Here is a 14,093-nt window from a genome sequence, read left to right as displayed (position 1 = left end):
CTGGCCTTGAAATATCGTCGGGTCGGACTCGGGCCGGTTCCGCTGCCGGCGCTCTCGAGCGGCGATCGCTCAGTACAGTTCCGCGAACGACTGGACGCGGTAGTCGCCGAGCACGCACTGGCCACGCCGCTCGTGGCCGACCCGTTCGACGTGGATCGCGTCGAGGCCGGCGTTCCACGCCGCGCCGACGTCGCAGGCGCCGTCGCCCGCAAGCACGCCTCGGTGGCCGTTGTGACCGACGCCCAGTTCGGACATGACCGACTGGACGGGCCCCGGATCGGGCTTCCAGCCCGTCTCCTCGGTACAGCACAGGCGCGCGTCGAACCAGTCGCCGATCCCGAGGTGGTCCAGGACGGGTTCGGCGAGGAACTCCTGACAGTGCGTGACCAGGCCGACCGGCACCTCGAGGTCGGCGACGAACGCCGCGTCCTCGTGGAGATAAGTCTGTTCGGCTCGGACCATGGGGTCTTCCTCGTCGTGGAAGGCCTCCCAGAACTCGACGGGGTCGACACCCCACTCCTCGAGTTGGCGGTCGCGAGAGCCGGTGAGGCCGCTCCAGAGGATATCTGCCTCCCGGTCAGTGAACTCGCGGCCGACCCGGTCGCCGACCCGGTCGAACACGTCGCGAGTGTAGGACCACTCGACGTCGACGAGGGTGCCGTCGAGGTCGAGCAGCCAGAAGTCATAGTTGCGCTCGAGGGCCATTCGGACGCACGACTACGGCCGTCGGCAGTAAATGCTTATCGCCGCAACCGACACGCAATCTCGATGCGACAGGCGACGTATGCGAATTATCGGCGTGACGAATGTGCGGCCGTTGCAAAATTTACTGGTATTATCGTTAGATCACAGATAAATGTGGTGTCGTACCATCCCAAATATATAACTCCGTGGTACTCTCGAGTGATATCATGGTCGAAGGGAACGGCGGCTCCGAGCGGAGCGGGCGCGACGCAGCTATCGAGGGCGACGCGGCCTCCGCGACGGTAACCGACGGCGGCGTCCCCGCCCTCGACGAGTTCGTACGGGTGTTGAGCGAGCGGCGCCGACGCTGCGTCCTCTATTGTCTCCGCGAGGACGACGTCGCGGACGTCGGTGGTCTCGCTAGACGCGTCGCCGCTCGGTTAGATCGCACGTCCCCGAAGGAGGTGTCCGAACGTCGCCGCGAGACCGTTGAGATATCGCTCGTCCACGTCGAGCTCCCGATGCTGGCGGACGCCGGCGTCGTCTCGTACGATCGGCGGACCGGAACGCTTCGCCTCGACCACCCGTCGGCGCCGGTCAAAACGCTGCTCGACGCGTGTGCAACCTTCGACGAGCGCGGCTGCACCCGCGCCGACCCCGATCGCGACGACGGGTCCGGTGAGAGCGACGCGACGGCGGCTCCCGACCGGTCCCGAGACGATCGGTGATCGACCGGTAGCGGAGCGGGGACGTCCCTCGCCGCGATTACTCCGCCGTCGGCCGAACGCGGTCGGCGTACTCCGCGACGAGCGCCTCGTCGGCGGGCCGGAACTCGTCGGTCCAGACCGCGTCCGGGTCGATCTCCCCCTCGAGCAGCGCCGTCTCCGAGAGCGTCTCGCCGAGTCGCCGCCAGCGATCCCCGTCCTGTGCGCCCCAGCCGTGGTCCCGGACGTACGGCGTGAACTGGAGTTGATGGGCGGCGGTCTCGAACTTCAGTCGCTCGATCTCCCGGTTGCGCTCGAGCGTGGCGTTGCGGTCGACCAGTACGTCGATCGCGCGCTCCGGATCGCGGGTCGCGGCGGCCCAGCCGCGGGCGGTCGCCCGGAGGAACGATCGGATCGTCTCGGGTCGTTCGTCGGCGAACTCGGGACCGGTGACGAGCGTCATCCCGTAGATGTCGAGATACTCGCCGATCGGGAGTTCGTCGGGCGTCCGGTCGTGCTCTCGCCCGATTTCGATCCCGTTGGTGACCACGCCGACCGCGGCGTCGACCGTCCCGTCGATCACCTTGTGCTGGACGCGGTGGTGCGTGTGCGGATCGACCTCGAGGAGGTCGACCTCGTCGCGGATGCCCGCGTCCTCGAGTAACTGGGCCGTGAGGATCCGCGTCTTCGTCGCGGAGGGCGCGACGGTTCGGCCGGCGAGTTGTGCGGGTTCGGTAAGCTCCTCGCCGAAGACGTCCCGCAGCGTGTAGACGGCCGCCGGCGTCTTCTGGGTCACCGCCGCGACCGCGAGCGGCTCGAACCCCTCGCTCTGTTTCGCCAAGACGGCGCTCGCGCCGGCGAGCGCGATATCCGCATCGCCGCGGGCGGCGCGTTTGGCCGCGTAGGGCGAGCCGTGGCCCTCGACGAACTCGACCTCGAGGTCTTCGTCCTCGTAGAAGCCCGCCTCGCGGGCGAGGAAGTACGGCGACTGAAACCCGTTCGGCTCCCAGTTGAGCTGAAACGAGAGGGGGGCGTCCGTCATGCCTCCACCTCGAGTTCGGGTCGGAACAGCCCCTCGGGGAGCTCCTCGACGCCGAGTGCATCCGCGCCGGCGACCGATTCGAGGTGGTCGAACAGCCGTTCCATTCCCTCGACAGTGGTCTCGTCCCAGTCGGCGACGACCATCGCGCGCCACCGGTCGCGGACGGCTCGGACGACCTCGGGATCGTCCTCGTACATGAGCCGCTCGCCGATCTCGTCCCAGAGGCCGTCGTCGCGCTGTAATCGCTCGACGGCATCCTGAAACGCGCCGCGGAACCCGCGGACCGCATCGGGGTGATCGGTCAGGTACGTCTCGCTCGTCAGGAACGTCGAGACGGGGATCGGGCGATCGGCGTCGGCTTCGGTGCCGGCGAGGCGATCGACCAGCGTCGACATCGGCAGCACCTCGCGGTACGGCCCGGTCTCGACGATCTCCGGAACGATCTGCCAGAACTGCAAGATGGCGTCGACCTCACCGTCCTCGAGCAGCCGCGTGAGTTCGACCTTCGAGCCGGCTTCGACCGGCGTGGCTGTCTCGTCGGGGTCGAAGCCGTGGGCCTCCCGGCAGGCCGCCCGGACGAGGATCCAGTTCTTGTCGAGGCGTCTGACGACGCCGATCCGGTGGCCGGAGAGGTCCGCGAGGCCCTCGATCCCGGAGTCCTCGGGGACGACGAGGCCGCCGACGGTCTGGCCGTAGGGGTGGAAGGCGACGATCGGCGCGCCGTCGGCGCGCTCGCGGGCCGTCGAGATGTAGTCGATGTCGATCAGGTCGGCGTCACCGTCCTGCAGTTTCGCCTCGACGGTCTCCCGGCCCTCGTCTAACTCGTCGGAGACGAGTCGCAGGTCGAGGTGAAAGCCGTGGTCGTGATCGTAGCCGAACCGCTTGATCGTGTAGAGCATGTACCGCGGGCTGCCGTTGTGTTCGAATCGGGCCCGCAGGACGGGGCGGTCGCCGGGGTCGCCCTGATACTCGTCGATCGCGGCCTGTTGTGAACTGATGTCGATTTCGGTCATAGTGGGTGTGTGGGGTAGTTGGTGTGAATCGCCGGAACCGCTTACAGCGGCGCGACGATGTCGTCGATCGCCGCGTTCTCGTCGATCAGTCCGCGGTCACGCATCCAGTCGAGGTGGTCGTCGAGTTCCTCGCGGTCGACGGGGTCGGGGACCTCGTACCGCGGCACGGTGATCTCCTCGCGGACGGCCGCGACGTCGACATCGTCGAACAGGTCGGGCGCGACCGCGGCGTCGGCCTCGAGCATTTCGAGGTACGTCCCGCGGAAGGCGTCGGGGTTCGCGTTGATGTCCGCGACCGCACGGCCGTAAGCGCGCAGGAACGCCTCGAGCAGGTCCCGGTCGATGTCCTCGCTCCCGACGATGCCCATGTGGTTGTCGTACTCGAGGAGGCGTCGGAACCCGAGGTGGTCCGCGAGGGTGCTGTGGGGGTCGATGAGCGTCACGGCGTCGACGCGTCCCTCGTGAAGCGCTCGGAGTCGGTCGGTCGGCATCCCGCAGCCGACGAGGTCGATCTCGTCGGGGGAGACGTGGTCCTCGAGCGCTTTGCGGGCGGTGTACTCTTGGCCGGTCCGCAGATTGACCCCGACCGGCACATCCGCGAGATCGGCTGGCGACTCGATCGCGGAATCGGGGCGAGTGAAGACGGTATACGGGAGGTTCGCGAAGGTGCCGTTCGCGACGACCCGGCCGTCGTCCATGTCCCACGTCCGGCGGATGCTCTCCCACTTGCAGATGGGGTAGAGATCCACGTCGTAGTCGCCCGTCAACGTCTCCTCCGCGGGGATGTATTTGACCGAGACGTCGCGTCTGTCTCGCTCGACCAGGTCGACCGCGAGTCCCTCCTCGCGGTAGTAGCCCCGTTCGGCCGCCACCGTCTGTGGCAGCATGAACGAGAACGGGAGGTGGAACAGCCGGACCGATTGGTCTGCTAACATGGAACAATGCACACCGGAGAGCGGCTTAAAACGTTTTCATGATACGTTTATCAGTGCAGACGTGGTGAGTGAGCCCCGTTCCCATGAAACGGATATCGACGGGCCACGCGGAGTTCGAGGAGGTCGCCGACGGGGTCTCCCTCGCGGACCTTCCTGCTGGGGAGCAAGCAGGCATGGTCTACTGGAAAATCGAATCGGGGGCCACGCTACCGTCTCATACGCACGCGAACGAACAGATCGGCTTCGTCCTCGAGGGGGAACTCACCGCCATCGTCGAAGGCGAGGAGTACCCGCTCACGGCCGGCGACGCGTACATGTTCTCGAGCGACGAGCGCCACGGGGCCGAAAACCGGACCGACGAGGACGCGGTCGGCATCGGCGTCCTCGCACCGCCGCGGGAGGAACCCGACTGGCGGCGAACGCCGTCTGCGGTCGATCAGGACTGACGCGGCCGACACGCGTGTCGGCCGCCGAAAAGCCGTCCCGAGCGGGAACGGCCGGTTTGCAGGCCGACTCGGAGCGGCCGCTACGGATAGTATATTGGGGCCGCCCGTGGTAGATGCTCGCATGGATGCCGTCGATCACATCAACGTCGATGTCGACGCCCTCGAGCCCTGCTACGAGTTCTACCGCGACACTCTCGAACTCGAACTGGTCAGACCGCCCGCGGATTTTCGGGGCGCACACGCGATGTTCCGGGCCGGCGAGACCGTCGTCACGCTCGCCGAAACCGGCCGTGCCGAGAACTGGGGCGACCGCGGACTCGAGCACCCGCTCGACAAAGCTCATCTCGCGTTCGAGACCGACCGCGGGAGCTACGACGCGCTGGTGGCCGACCTCGACGAACAGTTCCCGAAACAGGGGCCGTACGACTGGGGGGCGTTCGAGGGGTTCTACTTCCTCGATCCGGACGGCAACCTCCTCGAGGTCGTCACCTACGACGAGCCCGACGGCGAGCGGTCCCGGCAGCTACTGACTCACGACGACGTCGAGTGACGACGAGGGCCCGAGCCCGGGCTCGAGCCGGGTCCTCGAACCCTCACGACGAATCGGTCACGCGGATGCTCGAGCCCAGATACTTCGAGAGTACCTCGGAGACGCTCTCGGCCTTGAATAGCTCGAGGTCCGCCGCGATTGCCGACTCGAGGGCCTCGAGATAGGCCTCGTCGGTCTGGAGTTCGCGGAAGTCGACGGCCTCGACGGTCCGCTCGGGGACGCCGAGCCACTCCGCGGCGAGTCGACGGGCGTACTCCTCGTCGGACACCTCGCCGCGCCAGAGCGTGTTTCGGAAGAAGAGCCAGCCCTCGGTGCCCGGCTCCGGCGCGTCGCGAAAGAGCGTGACCGTCGTCTCGGCGCTGCCCGGCTCGAGGGAGACGAACGCTTCTGCGGGTTCGATACGGAAACGAACGCGGAAGGTGTAGTTGGCATCCATCGTGGTATCGACGGGTCGGCCCGGATCGATTTCGGTGATGGTGTCGATCTTGAGTCCGCTCGTACGGACTGGTGTCCGGATCAGGCGTTGCGCTCGGACTCGATCAGCTCCGCCATCTCGATGTCGTCCTCGGTGATACCGCCCTCCTCGTGGGAGGTCAGTCGGATCTCGACGCCGGCGTACCGAATGATGATCTCGGGGTGGTGAAACTGCGCCTCGGCGATTTCGCCGACCATCTGGGCGAAGTTGACGCCGCGGAGGTAGTCGTCGAACTCGTAGGTCCGGACGATTTCGTCGTCCTCGCGGTCCCAGTCGTCGGGGAGTTGCTCCTCGATCTCCTCGTCGGAAAGCAGGTCAGCCATGTGGAGCCGAACGTAAGCCACCCAAATAACGATTGTGTCGTGTTCCGCCTCCCTGCGGGCAATCACCGGTCGAGACGGCCATCAGTCGAACCGGAACTGCTCGCCCGCGGGCTCGAGTTCGGCGTCGACCAGCGTCTCGTAGGCCCGGCGGAACCGCTCGGAGAGCGCCTGATGGGAAATCCCCAGCTCCTCGGCCAGTTCCTCCATCGAGATCCCGCGCGGGATTTCGAAGTAGCCATACTCGAGGGCTGCCTCGAGGGCTTCCTGCTGTTCCGGGGTCAGCCGCGTCTCGTGGTCGTCGACGTCGGTCACGTCGGTCACCCGTCGGAGATCGACGTTGACGCCGCAGTCGACTAACCGATCGTAGGCGTCACAGAGCGTCTCGCGATCGCGGTAGCGCACCGTCACCTGCCACCAGCCGTCGCTTGCCCGGGCCTCGAGCAGCGAGCCGCCGTCCGCGAGCAGGTCGTCCCAGAGCCGGTTCGTCCCCGCGCCCTCGGCGAAGGTCACGTCGTACAGCAGCCGCGATCCCGTTTCGACGAGGAGTTCGGCGTCCTCGACCGAGGGGTCGGCCGCGAAGGCGGCGTCGGCCGTCTCGCGCTCGACGCCGGACACCCACAGCGACGGGCGCGTCTTCGAGACCGACGACTCGAGTTCGAACGTGGCCGCTGGCGCGCGTTCGAAGGTGGTCGCTAGCGCGGTCTCCGTCGCCGGAAGCCGGAGGTCGGCTATCGTCGACATCGAGCGTCGTACACCGCCGACGCGTAAAAACCGCTGTTGCGCTGGGAGTGATTGTCGGACTCGGTGACACCGTGGCGGGATCGATCCGATCCCGAATTCGCTCAACGGGCATTCCAGACGGAAACCGCCGCGACCGACCGCCGGAACTGGCCGGCCACAACCTAAAGCCCGACGACCGCAGAGCACGACGCATGCCCTCGCGTCTCGACGATGAAACCGACTTCGAGGAACTGGCCGCCCGCGTCCGCACGCAGTCACAGCAAGCGCCGGGCTCGGACACCGAACGGGTGACGATCCGCTCGCTCGAGGGCGTCTCCTCGGACACGCTCGAGAACTTGCTCGAGGCCGCCGAGAGCGAACACCTCGAGCCGGGCGAACTCGTCTTCGTCCTCTCGCGGACTAACGCCGAACTCCTCTGCGAGCGCGAGTTCGACATCGACGACGTCGACGAACTCGAGGAGGTACTCGGCCGGAGAGTCCGCGTCGAAGACGAGATGCCCGACGACACGATCCTCCTGTTGCATCCCGACGCCGTCGAGGGGGAGACGCTGGTCGAACCCGAGGCGATCGCCTGCGGGATCGTCGGGAGCGGCGAGGCCTGAGAACGTCGCCGGCGAACGCAGTGTCGCTCCCCAGCCCGATCGAGCGGGCGGCTCGAGACCATAGCCGTCGATCGGGCGAACGAACGGGAAAGCCGTCGACGCAGGCAGCGTGCTCGATCCGACGAACGTCTATTACCCGACACTTATTTATCATCTTCGTGTGAGGGGCGAAATATGCCCACTCGAGCCCCGCGTCTCCGCTCTGGCGTCCTCGCGGCGATCCTGTTTCTCGCGGCCGGTCCGGTGCCGGCGATCGCTCAGCGCACCACCGACGGAGCCAGGACCGGCGTCGAGACGGCGACCCAGTATCCGTGGTACGTCGACGCGATCGGCCCCGCCGCGGTCACGCTCGTCATCGGCGGACTCCTGATCATCGTCTCGCCGGACGGAACGCGACGCCGGACCGACCGCGCGCTCGAATCGCCCGGTGCGGCGTTCGTCTACGGGCTCGCGAGCCTGATCGGCGTCATCGGTGCGTCGGTCTTGCTGGCGATCACGGTCATCGGTCTCGTCCTCGCGATTCCGTTGCTCCTCGGCTACGTCTTCGTCCTGATCGTCGCCGGCGAACTCGGCTACCTCGCGGTCGGTCGACTCGCGGCCGACGCGTGGCCGGCCGCCTTGGCCGTCGCGATCATCGTCGCCGCGCTGGTCGGACTCGTTCCCATCCTCGGCGGACTGGTCGGATTCGTGATCGGGATGATCGGGATGGGAACGGCCGTGATAGAAATCAGGGAGTGACGGCTTACGGCCGCGAGAGCAGCGCCTTGAGGTGTTCGAGCGAGACGAGCGACGTCGGTCGGTCCATGTGAACGCCGATCTCGCCCGACAGCGCACCCAGCCCGACCCGCTGGACGGGCTCGGGCAGCGAGTAGGCCCGCCGGATCCAGCGGCCCAGTTCCTGTTCGCGCTCTAAGTCGTCGCGCCACGCGCGCTCGTAGGCCGCGAGCGTGGTCGGTCGATCGGGGTCGATCTCGCGGGCGGCGTGGTCCGCGCTGGTCATGCCATAGAGGATCCCGCCGCCGGTAAACGGCTTGGTCTGGGCGGCCGCGTCGCCGATGAGAAACGCCCGGCGGGTCGTCACGCGGTCCGGCGGCCCGATCGGGATCGCGCCGGAACAGCGGTGAGAGACGTCGATCTCGTAGCCGTCGATCAGCTCCTCGAAGTGTTTGGTCACCTGCACGCCCGGCGGCGCCGCGAGGCCGTACTCGACGCCGGCCTCGCCGCGGGGGATGCGCCACGCGAAGAACGTCGGCGGCGTGAGGTGGACGTCGACGAAGTCCTCGTGATCGTCCTCCTCGGAGAAGGCGAGCACGCCGTGGAGCAACTCCTCGGGCTGTGGCAACTCGAGTTCGTCGCGGACCCTCGAGCGCGGACCGTCACAGCCAGCGAGCATCTTCGCCTCGAACTCGACGGTGCCGTCGGGGCCGTTCGCGACGACGTCGACACGGTCGCGGTGTTCGGTGACCTCGGTAACGGTGTGTTCCTCGCGGACATCGGCGCCCGCCTCGCGTGCGAGGTCGGCGAGGTGGCGATCCAGTCCCACGCGGTCGATGACGTTCGACGCGACCTCGCGCTTGTAGAACGGGTAGGCGTCGCTGTCGGGACCGCCGACGTGGAACCGCGCGCCGTAGACCTCGTTCTGGAACAGTTCCTCGCGAGCGCCCTCGCCCGTGAATGCCCAGAGATCAGTACTCACGTGGCCCGAACAGGCGAGCGGCTCGCCGACGGTGCCCTTCTCGAGGGCGAGCACGTCGTGGCCTTCCTCGGCGGCCCGGCGGGCAAAACGCGCACCCGGCGGTCCGACGCCGACGACGACGAAATCGTACATACCCGGCACGTTCACGGCGGCCGGTAAATAGTTTCTCGAGATATTCGCGGAGGCAGTACTAAATGGATCCCGCTGGTCGTGACCCCCATGAGCGAACTGGTAGCACCCGACGAGACCACCCCGATCGACCGCACCATTGGTCTCGAGGACGGCGCAGCGAGCGAACCGACGCCGCCGAGCATCGGTGCGTTCGGCCACGAGACGAGCACGAAACGGCTCGACGGGGCCGACGCCAAAACCGGCGGTGAGACGGCGTGAAGCTCGCGACGTTCGCGGTCGACACCCCCGTCGGCCCCGTCGAGCGCATCGGGGCCGTCGACGAGTCGACCGACACCGACGATACCCCCGCGGACGAGGCCGCCCTCGTCGATCTCACCGCCGCCTACGGGGCGACTCTCGAGGCCGAGGGCGAACCCGCGCCCGCGGATCTGGCTCGCTCGCACGTCCCGCCGGAGATGATCGCCTTCCTCGAGCGCGGCGACCGGGCGATCGCGGACGCCAGAGAGGCGCTCGAGTACGCGGCCGAGACGGACGCCGAGCGCGGTCCCGGCGGTGCCAAACTCCGGTACGAGCCCGGTGAGTACCGGCTGCTCGCGCCGCTGCCGCGGCCCAACTCGCTGCGGGACTGCATGGCGATCGAGGAGCACGTGGAAAACAGCATGGACGGCGAGATCGCGGACGTCTGGTACGACCTGCCGGTCTACTACAAGGGCAACGCCGACGGCGTGGTCGCGCCCGGCGAGACGGTCCAGTGGCCCGACTACTCGGAGATCATGGACTACGAACTCGAGATCGCTGCAGTGATCGGCGAGCGCGGCCGTGACATTCCCGCAGAAGAAGCCGAGAAGCACATCGCCGGCTACACCGTGTTCAACGATTTCAGCGCCCGCGACATCCAGGGCGAGGAGATGGAGGGCCGTCTCGGGCCGGCGAAGGGCAAGGACTTCGCGAACGGGCTCGGCCCGTACCTCGTCCCCCGCGAGGACATCGACGTGCTCTCCGCCCCGATGACCGCTCGGATCGACGGCGAGGTCTGGTCTACCGGCATCGTCGACGAGATGTACCACTCCTTCGCCGACATCATCGAGCACGTCTCGCAGTCCGAGACGCTCCATCCCGGCGACGTTATCGGCAGCGGCACGGTCGGCGAGGGCTGCGGGCTCGAGTTAGGCCAGTGGCTCGAGGACGGCGATACCGTCGCGCTCGAGGTCGAGGGGATCGGTACGCTCGAGCACACCGTTATCGAGTGACCGATCGCCAAGAGTGCCGAGTCGCTAGCTCCGAGGAGCCGCCTGCTCGTGCCTGTGTGCGGCGCTCGCGGTGAGGAGAAAGCCGATCACACCGAGGTAGCCGACGAAAACGACGGCATCGATGCCGTAGATGCCGACACCGAACACGCTCGCGCCGAAGAGACCGACCGCGTACCCAATCGAGTCCCTCGTGTCCTCGAACGCGAGCCCCTCGAGCGAGAGCAGGCCCGGATCCCGGGCGACGAAATACGACCAGCCGGTATACAGCGCGCTCACACTGATGACGACGACCCACGCTGGCTGTCCCATCATCGCGACTGCCACACCGATACTCACGCCGACGGTGACCGCGATCGGGAGGGCACGGTTCATGACAATTTAACCAACAGATCGGGTGATAAATGTCTCGAGTCTATTACGGTAAACGAATCACATCCGGGTGAGACTCTCGAGGACTGACTTCGAGACGTCCACAGCGGATACCGGAGAGAACGAGGACTTACTCGCCGTCGTCCGAGCCCTCGAGCAGGGCCCAGAACCGCTCGGTGTCGCCCTCGAAGCGCTCGAGGAGCGCGCGCATCTCGGTCCGGTGGTCGTCGGCGACTTTCACGTGGACCATCCCCTCGTCGGGCTGGCCGTAGACCACGCTCGCGCCCTCGGGCGCGGCGACGATGGCCGGAAGCGCGACCAGATCCTCCTCGCCGTCGACCAGAATCGTCGTCGGCTCGTCGGCCGCGAGAGCACGTCGGAGCGCCCGAACGACCGGTGCCGAAAGCTCCGCAGGGGGGTTTCTGACTTCGATGCTCGCGCCCGACGTCACTGCCTCGCGGATCTCCTCGTCGACCGCGCTGCGTTTCGTGCGACCGTCGACCAGTGCGACGTCGGGCCGGTGGCCCGCCTCGAGCAGGTGGTAGGTGACGACGTCGCCGACGGCGATGAGGGGGCCGTCGACGGTCTCGAGAAGCCGGTCGGCGTCGGTCTCGATGGGTCCCATCGGCTCCTTGAGTTCGTGGCGCAGGTCGTCGGGTAAAACCAGTAGCTGGTCGTCGGCGGCGGACGCCGCGTCTCGGTCGTCGTCGCGGGTCACGTGCGTCAGCGGACCTTCAGGGCGTACGCGCCCGGTTCGGTGATCTGCATCTCCGTCGCGATTTCGCTTTCCTCGGGGTGGGCGATGATGACGTAGCCCGCCCAGTCCTCGGTCAGCGACGAGGAGTTGCAGGCGTCACAGGTCTCGTTGTCGGGTTCGTTGACCCGGTGACACTCGCGACAGACGAGACGGTCGGATGCCATGGTTATTCACCTGCGGTCGCTTCGCGTTTCTCGCGCTCTTCCTCGAGCCAGCCGTGTTTGCCGAGGCCGGGCTGTTTGGCGGTGAGCCCGATCTTCGAGTCCCGGGGGTTGCGCTCGTCGATGCTCTTGGTGACGATACGAGTCCGAACGGCGTCGTCGACGCCGAGCGCGCGGTCGGACTCGTTCGAGGAGAGCCGCTGGTTCTCGCCGTCGAAGGCGAGATACTCGTCGCTGATCTGCGAGACGTGGAGCAGCCCGTCGACGGGGCCGATGCCGACGAAGGCGCCGAATTCGACGACTTCGACGACGGTGCCGTCGACGACTTCCTGCATCTCCGGATCGAACGTCACCGCGTCGAACTCGGCCTCGTAGTAGACGCCCGGCCGGTTCGGCAGCACCGTTCCCTCGCCGATATCGTGGACTTCGGTGACGGAGACGACGCTACCGACCTCCTCGTCCATTCGCCCCTCGAGTTTGTCCTGGAGCAGTCGCTTGACTCGATCCGGCGACACGTCGCCGAGCTCTTCCGGTGGCACTTCTACCGTATCCTTCAATCTGACCCGTTTGTACATCTATGGTTGAGTGATCGCTAACTTGTTTCTCCCGCGTAATGCAATTACCGGTCTGCTCGCTTCGAGCACCCGGTCGCCCAACGGACGGTCGTTCGTCACGACGTAGTCGACCGCGCCCTCGCGGGCGAGTTCGACCAGCGCGTCGTCCGCGTACGATGCCTCCGTGTCGACGACGAGACAGCGTTCGGTCGCCAGATCGTGGCCGACGGTCGCGGCCGTCCCCTCCGTGCCGCCCTTCTCCGATAGCCGCCGGAGTTCCTCGAGGACGGCCTGTGGAATCGTCGGCTCGTAGTCGTCGAGGAGCCGGTCGAGTTCCTCGAACAGCCGCACGTCGAGTTCGACCGGCATCATGAGCGCGCTCGTATCGAGGGCGACCCGCGTCCGCGTGCTCATCGCCTCAGTCCGTAAGCGTTCCCAGGCCGATCAGCCGCCAGCGCGCGCCGATGCGGCGGTTGATCGCGATTTTCGTTCCCGGATCGGCGGCGACGGGCCGTTTGAGTTTGACCTCGCACTCGCCGCTTCGGGCGCTGGTGACCGAGCCGACGGTCGTCGCCGTACCGACGGTCATCATCAGCGGTTCGCCCGTGCTGATCTCGTCGACCGTCTCGCCCTGTTCCGCGCCGACGACCCGCTCGAGCAGGTCGACGTCCATGGTGAACTCGTTCCACGTCGGCGGGAGCGTCCCCGGCGGACCGGCCATCCGGCCGGCCAGCGCGTCGCCCTTGGTGAGCGAGGGGTCGAGCCCGGTCCCGACGCCGAGCAGGCCGCCCGGCGTGACGGTGTCGACGGTCTCGCCGCCGGCCTGGAGCGAGCGGATGCTCGTCTCGATCGGGACGTACTCGGTCTTGCCGCCCTCCTCGACCTCGCGGCCGGGTCGGATCTCGATATCGTCGCCGACCTCGAGTTCGCCCCGGACGAGACTGCCGCCGAGGACGCCGCCGGCGAGGTCCTTCGCAGTCGTGCCGGGTTTGTTGATGTCGAAACTGCGGGCGACGTGCATCCGGGGGTCCGCGTCGGGGTCCCGGTCCGGGGTCGGAATCTCCTCCTCGATGGCCTGAATGAGCAGGTCGAGGTTGACCTCCTGACCCGCGGAGACGGGGACGATCGGGGCGTCTTCCGCGACCGTGCCCTCGACGAACTCCGTGATCTGCTCGTGGTTGTCGCGGGCGGTCTCGGGGTCGACGAGGTCGACCTTGTTCTGGGCGATGACGATGTTGTCGATCCCGATGATGTCGAGCGCCATCAGGTGCTCTTCGGTCTGGGGCTGGGGGACGGGCTCGTTGGCGCTGACCACCAACACGGCCCCGTCCATCAGCGACGCGCCCGAGAGCATCGTCGCCATCAGAGTCTCGTGACCCGGGGCGTCGACGAACGACACGGTCCGGAGCGGCTCGCTCGGCGAGCCGTCCGCACACTCCTCCTCGACGGTGTAACACTCGGGTTCGTCCAGCCCGTCGCAGTGGCGGAACGTCGCGTCCGCGTAGCCGAGTCGGATGGAGATACCGCGTTTCATCTCCTCTGAGTGCTGGTCCGTCCACGAACCGCTGAGGGCTTGCACCAGCGTCGTCTTGCCGTGGTCTACGTGGCCGACGAGCCCGATGTTCACCTCCGGTTGTCGATTTCCTACCATAAGACGAT

The 14,093-nt window shown here is 67.2% G+C and carries 21 protein-coding genes; 7 read left to right on the top strand and 14 right to left on the bottom strand.

Translation table 11 applies throughout. The annotated features are described in order from the left end of the window. Positions 1–69: 69 nt before the first annotated feature. Positions 70–705 (bottom strand): HAD family hydrolase, encoded by a 636-nt coding sequence (locus FEJ81_RS03185; RefSeq protein ID WP_138243913.1) that lies wholly within the window; start codon positions 703–705, stop codon positions 70–72. A gap of 206 nt (positions 706–911) precedes the next feature. Here FEJ81_RS03185 and FEJ81_RS03180 point away from each other — a divergent pair, with 206 nt between their 5' ends. Then, positions 912–1,412: a DUF7344 domain-containing protein gene (locus FEJ81_RS03180; RefSeq protein ID WP_138243912.1), complete on the top strand. Its 501-nt coding sequence runs from the start codon at positions 912–914 to the stop codon at positions 1,410–1,412. A gap of 37 nt (positions 1,413–1,449) precedes the next feature. Here FEJ81_RS03180 and FEJ81_RS03175 read toward each other — a convergent pair whose 3' ends face one another. The 3 genes from FEJ81_RS03175 to FEJ81_RS03165 are packed head-to-tail and all read right to left on the bottom strand — an operon-like array spanning position 1,450 to position 4,378. After that, on the bottom strand, positions 1,450–2,430 hold the full coding sequence (locus FEJ81_RS03175; RefSeq protein WP_138243911.1) for an ABC transporter substrate-binding protein: 981 nt from the start codon (positions 2,428–2,430) through the stop codon (positions 1,450–1,452). Beyond that, positions 2,427–3,443: an ABC transporter substrate-binding protein gene (locus FEJ81_RS03170; protein ID WP_138243910.1), complete on the bottom strand. Its 1,017-nt coding sequence runs from the start codon at positions 3,441–3,443 to the stop codon at positions 2,427–2,429. The genes FEJ81_RS03175 and FEJ81_RS03170 overlap by 4 nt, the downstream gene beginning before the upstream one ends. 41 nt (positions 3,444–3,484) lie before the next feature. Then, positions 3,485–4,378, bottom strand: a complete 894-nt coding sequence (locus FEJ81_RS03165; protein WP_138243909.1) for an ABC transporter substrate-binding protein — start codon at positions 4,376–4,378, stop codon at positions 3,485–3,487. A gap of 83 nt (positions 4,379–4,461) precedes the next feature. On the opposite strand from FEJ81_RS03165, the gene FEJ81_RS03160 reads away from it, so the two are divergent. Together FEJ81_RS03160 and FEJ81_RS03155 are read left to right on the top strand one after the other, a co-directional pair. Beyond that, a complete protein-coding gene (locus FEJ81_RS03160) occupies positions 4,462–4,824 on the top strand; it encodes a cupin domain-containing protein (protein WP_138243908.1) in 363 nt (120 codons plus the stop codon). 121 nt (positions 4,825–4,945) lie between these two features. Beyond that, positions 4,946–5,374, top strand: a complete 429-nt coding sequence (locus FEJ81_RS03155; RefSeq protein ID WP_138243907.1) for a VOC family protein — start codon at positions 4,946–4,948, stop codon at positions 5,372–5,374. Between the two features lie 43 nt (positions 5,375–5,417). Here the strand turns inward: FEJ81_RS03155 and lwrS are convergent, their stop codons facing one another. The 3 genes from lwrS to FEJ81_RS03140 form a co-directional block, all read right to left on the bottom strand. Continuing rightward, positions 5,418–5,810: an LWR-salt protein gene (lwrS, locus tag FEJ81_RS03150; RefSeq protein WP_138243906.1), complete on the bottom strand. Its 393-nt coding sequence runs from the start codon at positions 5,808–5,810 to the stop codon at positions 5,418–5,420. An 80-nt stretch (positions 5,811–5,890) separates the two neighbouring features. Further along, the gene (locus FEJ81_RS03145) at positions 5,891–6,172 is read right to left on the bottom strand and encodes a 4a-hydroxytetrahydrobiopterin dehydratase (RefSeq protein ID WP_138243905.1); all 282 of its coding nucleotides are present in this window, start codon (positions 6,170–6,172) and stop codon (positions 5,891–5,893) included. A gap of 81 nt (positions 6,173–6,253) precedes the next feature. Further along, entirely contained in the window at positions 6,254–6,913 is a 660-nt protein-coding gene (locus FEJ81_RS03140) for a helix-turn-helix domain-containing protein (protein ID WP_138243904.1), read from the bottom strand. A gap of 191 nt (positions 6,914–7,104) precedes the next feature. On the opposite strand from FEJ81_RS03140, the gene FEJ81_RS03135 reads away from it, so the two are divergent. Together FEJ81_RS03135 and FEJ81_RS03130 are read left to right on the top strand one after the other, a co-directional pair. After that, positions 7,105–7,515: a hypothetical protein gene (locus FEJ81_RS03135; RefSeq protein ID WP_138243903.1), complete on the top strand. Its 411-nt coding sequence runs from the start codon at positions 7,105–7,107 to the stop codon at positions 7,513–7,515. 174 nt (positions 7,516–7,689) lie between these two features. Beyond that, positions 7,690–8,253 (top strand): hypothetical protein, encoded by a 564-nt coding sequence (locus FEJ81_RS03130; RefSeq protein ID WP_138243902.1) that lies wholly within the window; start codon positions 7,690–7,692, stop codon positions 8,251–8,253. A gap of 4 nt (positions 8,254–8,257) precedes the next feature. On the opposite strand, the gene FEJ81_RS03125 is transcribed toward FEJ81_RS03130, so the two are convergent. After that, complete coding sequence (locus FEJ81_RS03125) at positions 8,258–9,343, bottom strand: geranylgeranyl reductase family protein (RefSeq protein ID WP_138243901.1); 1,086 nt, start codon at positions 9,341–9,343, stop codon at positions 8,258–8,260. Between the two features lie 87 nt (positions 9,344–9,430). Here FEJ81_RS03125 and FEJ81_RS23010 point away from each other — a divergent pair, with 87 nt between their 5' ends. Continuing rightward, complete coding sequence (locus tag FEJ81_RS23010) at positions 9,431–9,601, top strand: hypothetical protein (RefSeq protein WP_175416344.1); 171 nt, start codon at positions 9,431–9,433, stop codon at positions 9,599–9,601. Next, positions 9,598–10,593, top strand: coding sequence for a fumarylacetoacetate hydrolase family protein (locus FEJ81_RS03120; protein WP_138243900.1), 996 nt, complete (start codon positions 9,598–9,600; stop codon positions 10,591–10,593). The genes FEJ81_RS23010 and FEJ81_RS03120 overlap by 4 nt, the downstream gene beginning before the upstream one ends. Positions 10,594–10,617: 24 nt before the next feature. On the opposite strand, the gene FEJ81_RS03115 is transcribed toward FEJ81_RS03120, so the two are convergent. From FEJ81_RS03115 to FEJ81_RS03090, 6 genes are all read right to left on the bottom strand, one after another. After that, positions 10,618–10,965 (bottom strand): hypothetical protein, encoded by a 348-nt coding sequence (locus tag FEJ81_RS03115; protein ID WP_138243899.1) that lies wholly within the window; start codon positions 10,963–10,965, stop codon positions 10,618–10,620. Between the two features lie 127 nt (positions 10,966–11,092). Continuing rightward, complete coding sequence (locus FEJ81_RS03110; RefSeq protein WP_138243898.1) at positions 11,093–11,680, bottom strand: GTP-dependent dephospho-CoA kinase family protein; 588 nt, start codon at positions 11,678–11,680, stop codon at positions 11,093–11,095. A 5-nt stretch (positions 11,681–11,685) separates the two neighbouring features. Then, complete coding sequence (gene spt4, locus FEJ81_RS03105) at positions 11,686–11,883, bottom strand: transcription elongation factor subunit Spt4 (RefSeq protein WP_076143095.1); 198 nt, start codon at positions 11,881–11,883, stop codon at positions 11,686–11,688. 2 nt (positions 11,884–11,885) lie between these two features. Continuing rightward, positions 11,886–12,455 carry a DNA-directed RNA polymerase gene (locus FEJ81_RS03100; protein WP_138243897.1) on the bottom strand — a complete coding sequence of 190 codons (570 nt, stop codon included), beginning with the start codon at positions 12,453–12,455 and terminating at the stop codon, positions 11,886–11,888. Beyond that, complete coding sequence (locus FEJ81_RS03095; RefSeq protein WP_138243896.1) at positions 12,456–12,848, bottom strand: PIN domain-containing protein; 393 nt, start codon at positions 12,846–12,848, stop codon at positions 12,456–12,458. A 4-nt stretch (positions 12,849–12,852) separates the two neighbouring features. Next, positions 12,853–14,085: a translation initiation factor IF-2 subunit gamma gene (locus FEJ81_RS03090; protein ID WP_138243895.1), complete on the bottom strand. Its 1,233-nt coding sequence runs from the start codon at positions 14,083–14,085 to the stop codon at positions 12,853–12,855. Between the last annotated feature and the right edge of the window lie 8 nt (positions 14,086–14,093).

Source organism: Natrinema versiforme, assembly GCF_005576615.1.
GTDB classification, from domain to species: domain Archaea; phylum Halobacteriota; class Halobacteria; order Halobacteriales; family Natrialbaceae; genus Natrinema; species Natrinema versiforme_A.
Note: the sequence above shows the minus strand (reverse complement) of the source record. Positions and strands in the feature narration are given on the sequence as shown.

Coding starts and splice junctions, on each gene's coding strand:
- FEJ81_RS03125 (WP_138243901.1), bottom strand. CDS start 9,343: ATGTACGATTTCGTCGTCGTCGGCGTCGGACCGCCGGGTGCGCGTTTT.
- FEJ81_RS03100 (WP_138243897.1), bottom strand. CDS start 12,455: ATGTACAAACGGGTCAGATTGAAGGATACGGTAGAAGTGCCACCGGAA.
- FEJ81_RS03185 (WP_138243913.1), bottom strand. CDS start 705: ATGGCCCTCGAGCGCAACTATGACTTCTGGCTGCTCGACCTCGACGGC.
- FEJ81_RS03155 (WP_138243907.1), top strand. CDS start 4,946: ATGGATGCCGTCGATCACATCAACGTCGATGTCGACGCCCTCGAGCCC.
- FEJ81_RS03145 (WP_138243905.1), bottom strand. CDS start 6,172: ATGGCTGACCTGCTTTCCGACGAGGAGATCGAGGAGCAACTCCCCGAC.
- FEJ81_RS03165 (WP_138243909.1), bottom strand. CDS start 4,378: ATGTTAGCAGACCAATCGGTCCGGCTGTTCCACCTCCCGTTCTCGTTC.
- FEJ81_RS03180 (WP_138243912.1), top strand. CDS start 912: ATGGTCGAAGGGAACGGCGGCTCCGAGCGGAGCGGGCGCGACGCAGCT.
- FEJ81_RS03170 (WP_138243910.1), bottom strand. CDS start 3,443: ATGACCGAAATCGACATCAGTTCACAACAGGCCGCGATCGACGAGTAT.
- lwrS (WP_138243906.1), bottom strand. CDS start 5,810: ATGGATGCCAACTACACCTTCCGCGTTCGTTTCCGTATCGAACCCGCA.
- FEJ81_RS23010 (WP_175416344.1), top strand. CDS start 9,431: ATGAGCGAACTGGTAGCACCCGACGAGACCACCCCGATCGACCGCACC.
- FEJ81_RS03115 (WP_138243899.1), bottom strand. CDS start 10,965: ATGAACCGTGCCCTCCCGATCGCGGTCACCGTCGGCGTGAGTATCGGT.
- FEJ81_RS03095 (WP_138243896.1), bottom strand. CDS start 12,848: ATGAGCACGCGGACGCGGGTCGCCCTCGATACGAGCGCGCTCATGATG.
- FEJ81_RS03160 (WP_138243908.1), top strand. CDS start 4,462: ATGAAACGGATATCGACGGGCCACGCGGAGTTCGAGGAGGTCGCCGAC.
- spt4 (WP_076143095.1), bottom strand. CDS start 11,883: ATGGCATCCGACCGTCTCGTCTGTCGCGAGTGTCACCGGGTCAACGAA.
- FEJ81_RS03135 (WP_138243903.1), top strand. CDS start 7,105: ATGCCCTCGCGTCTCGACGATGAAACCGACTTCGAGGAACTGGCCGCC.
- FEJ81_RS03130 (WP_138243902.1), top strand. CDS start 7,690: ATGCCCACTCGAGCCCCGCGTCTCCGCTCTGGCGTCCTCGCGGCGATC.
- FEJ81_RS03140 (WP_138243904.1), bottom strand. CDS start 6,913: ATGTCGACGATAGCCGACCTCCGGCTTCCGGCGACGGAGACCGCGCTA.
- FEJ81_RS03090 (WP_138243895.1), bottom strand. CDS start 14,085: ATGGTAGGAAATCGACAACCGGAGGTGAACATCGGGCTCGTCGGCCAC.
- FEJ81_RS03175 (WP_138243911.1), bottom strand. CDS start 2,430: ATGACGGACGCCCCCCTCTCGTTTCAGCTCAACTGGGAGCCGAACGGG.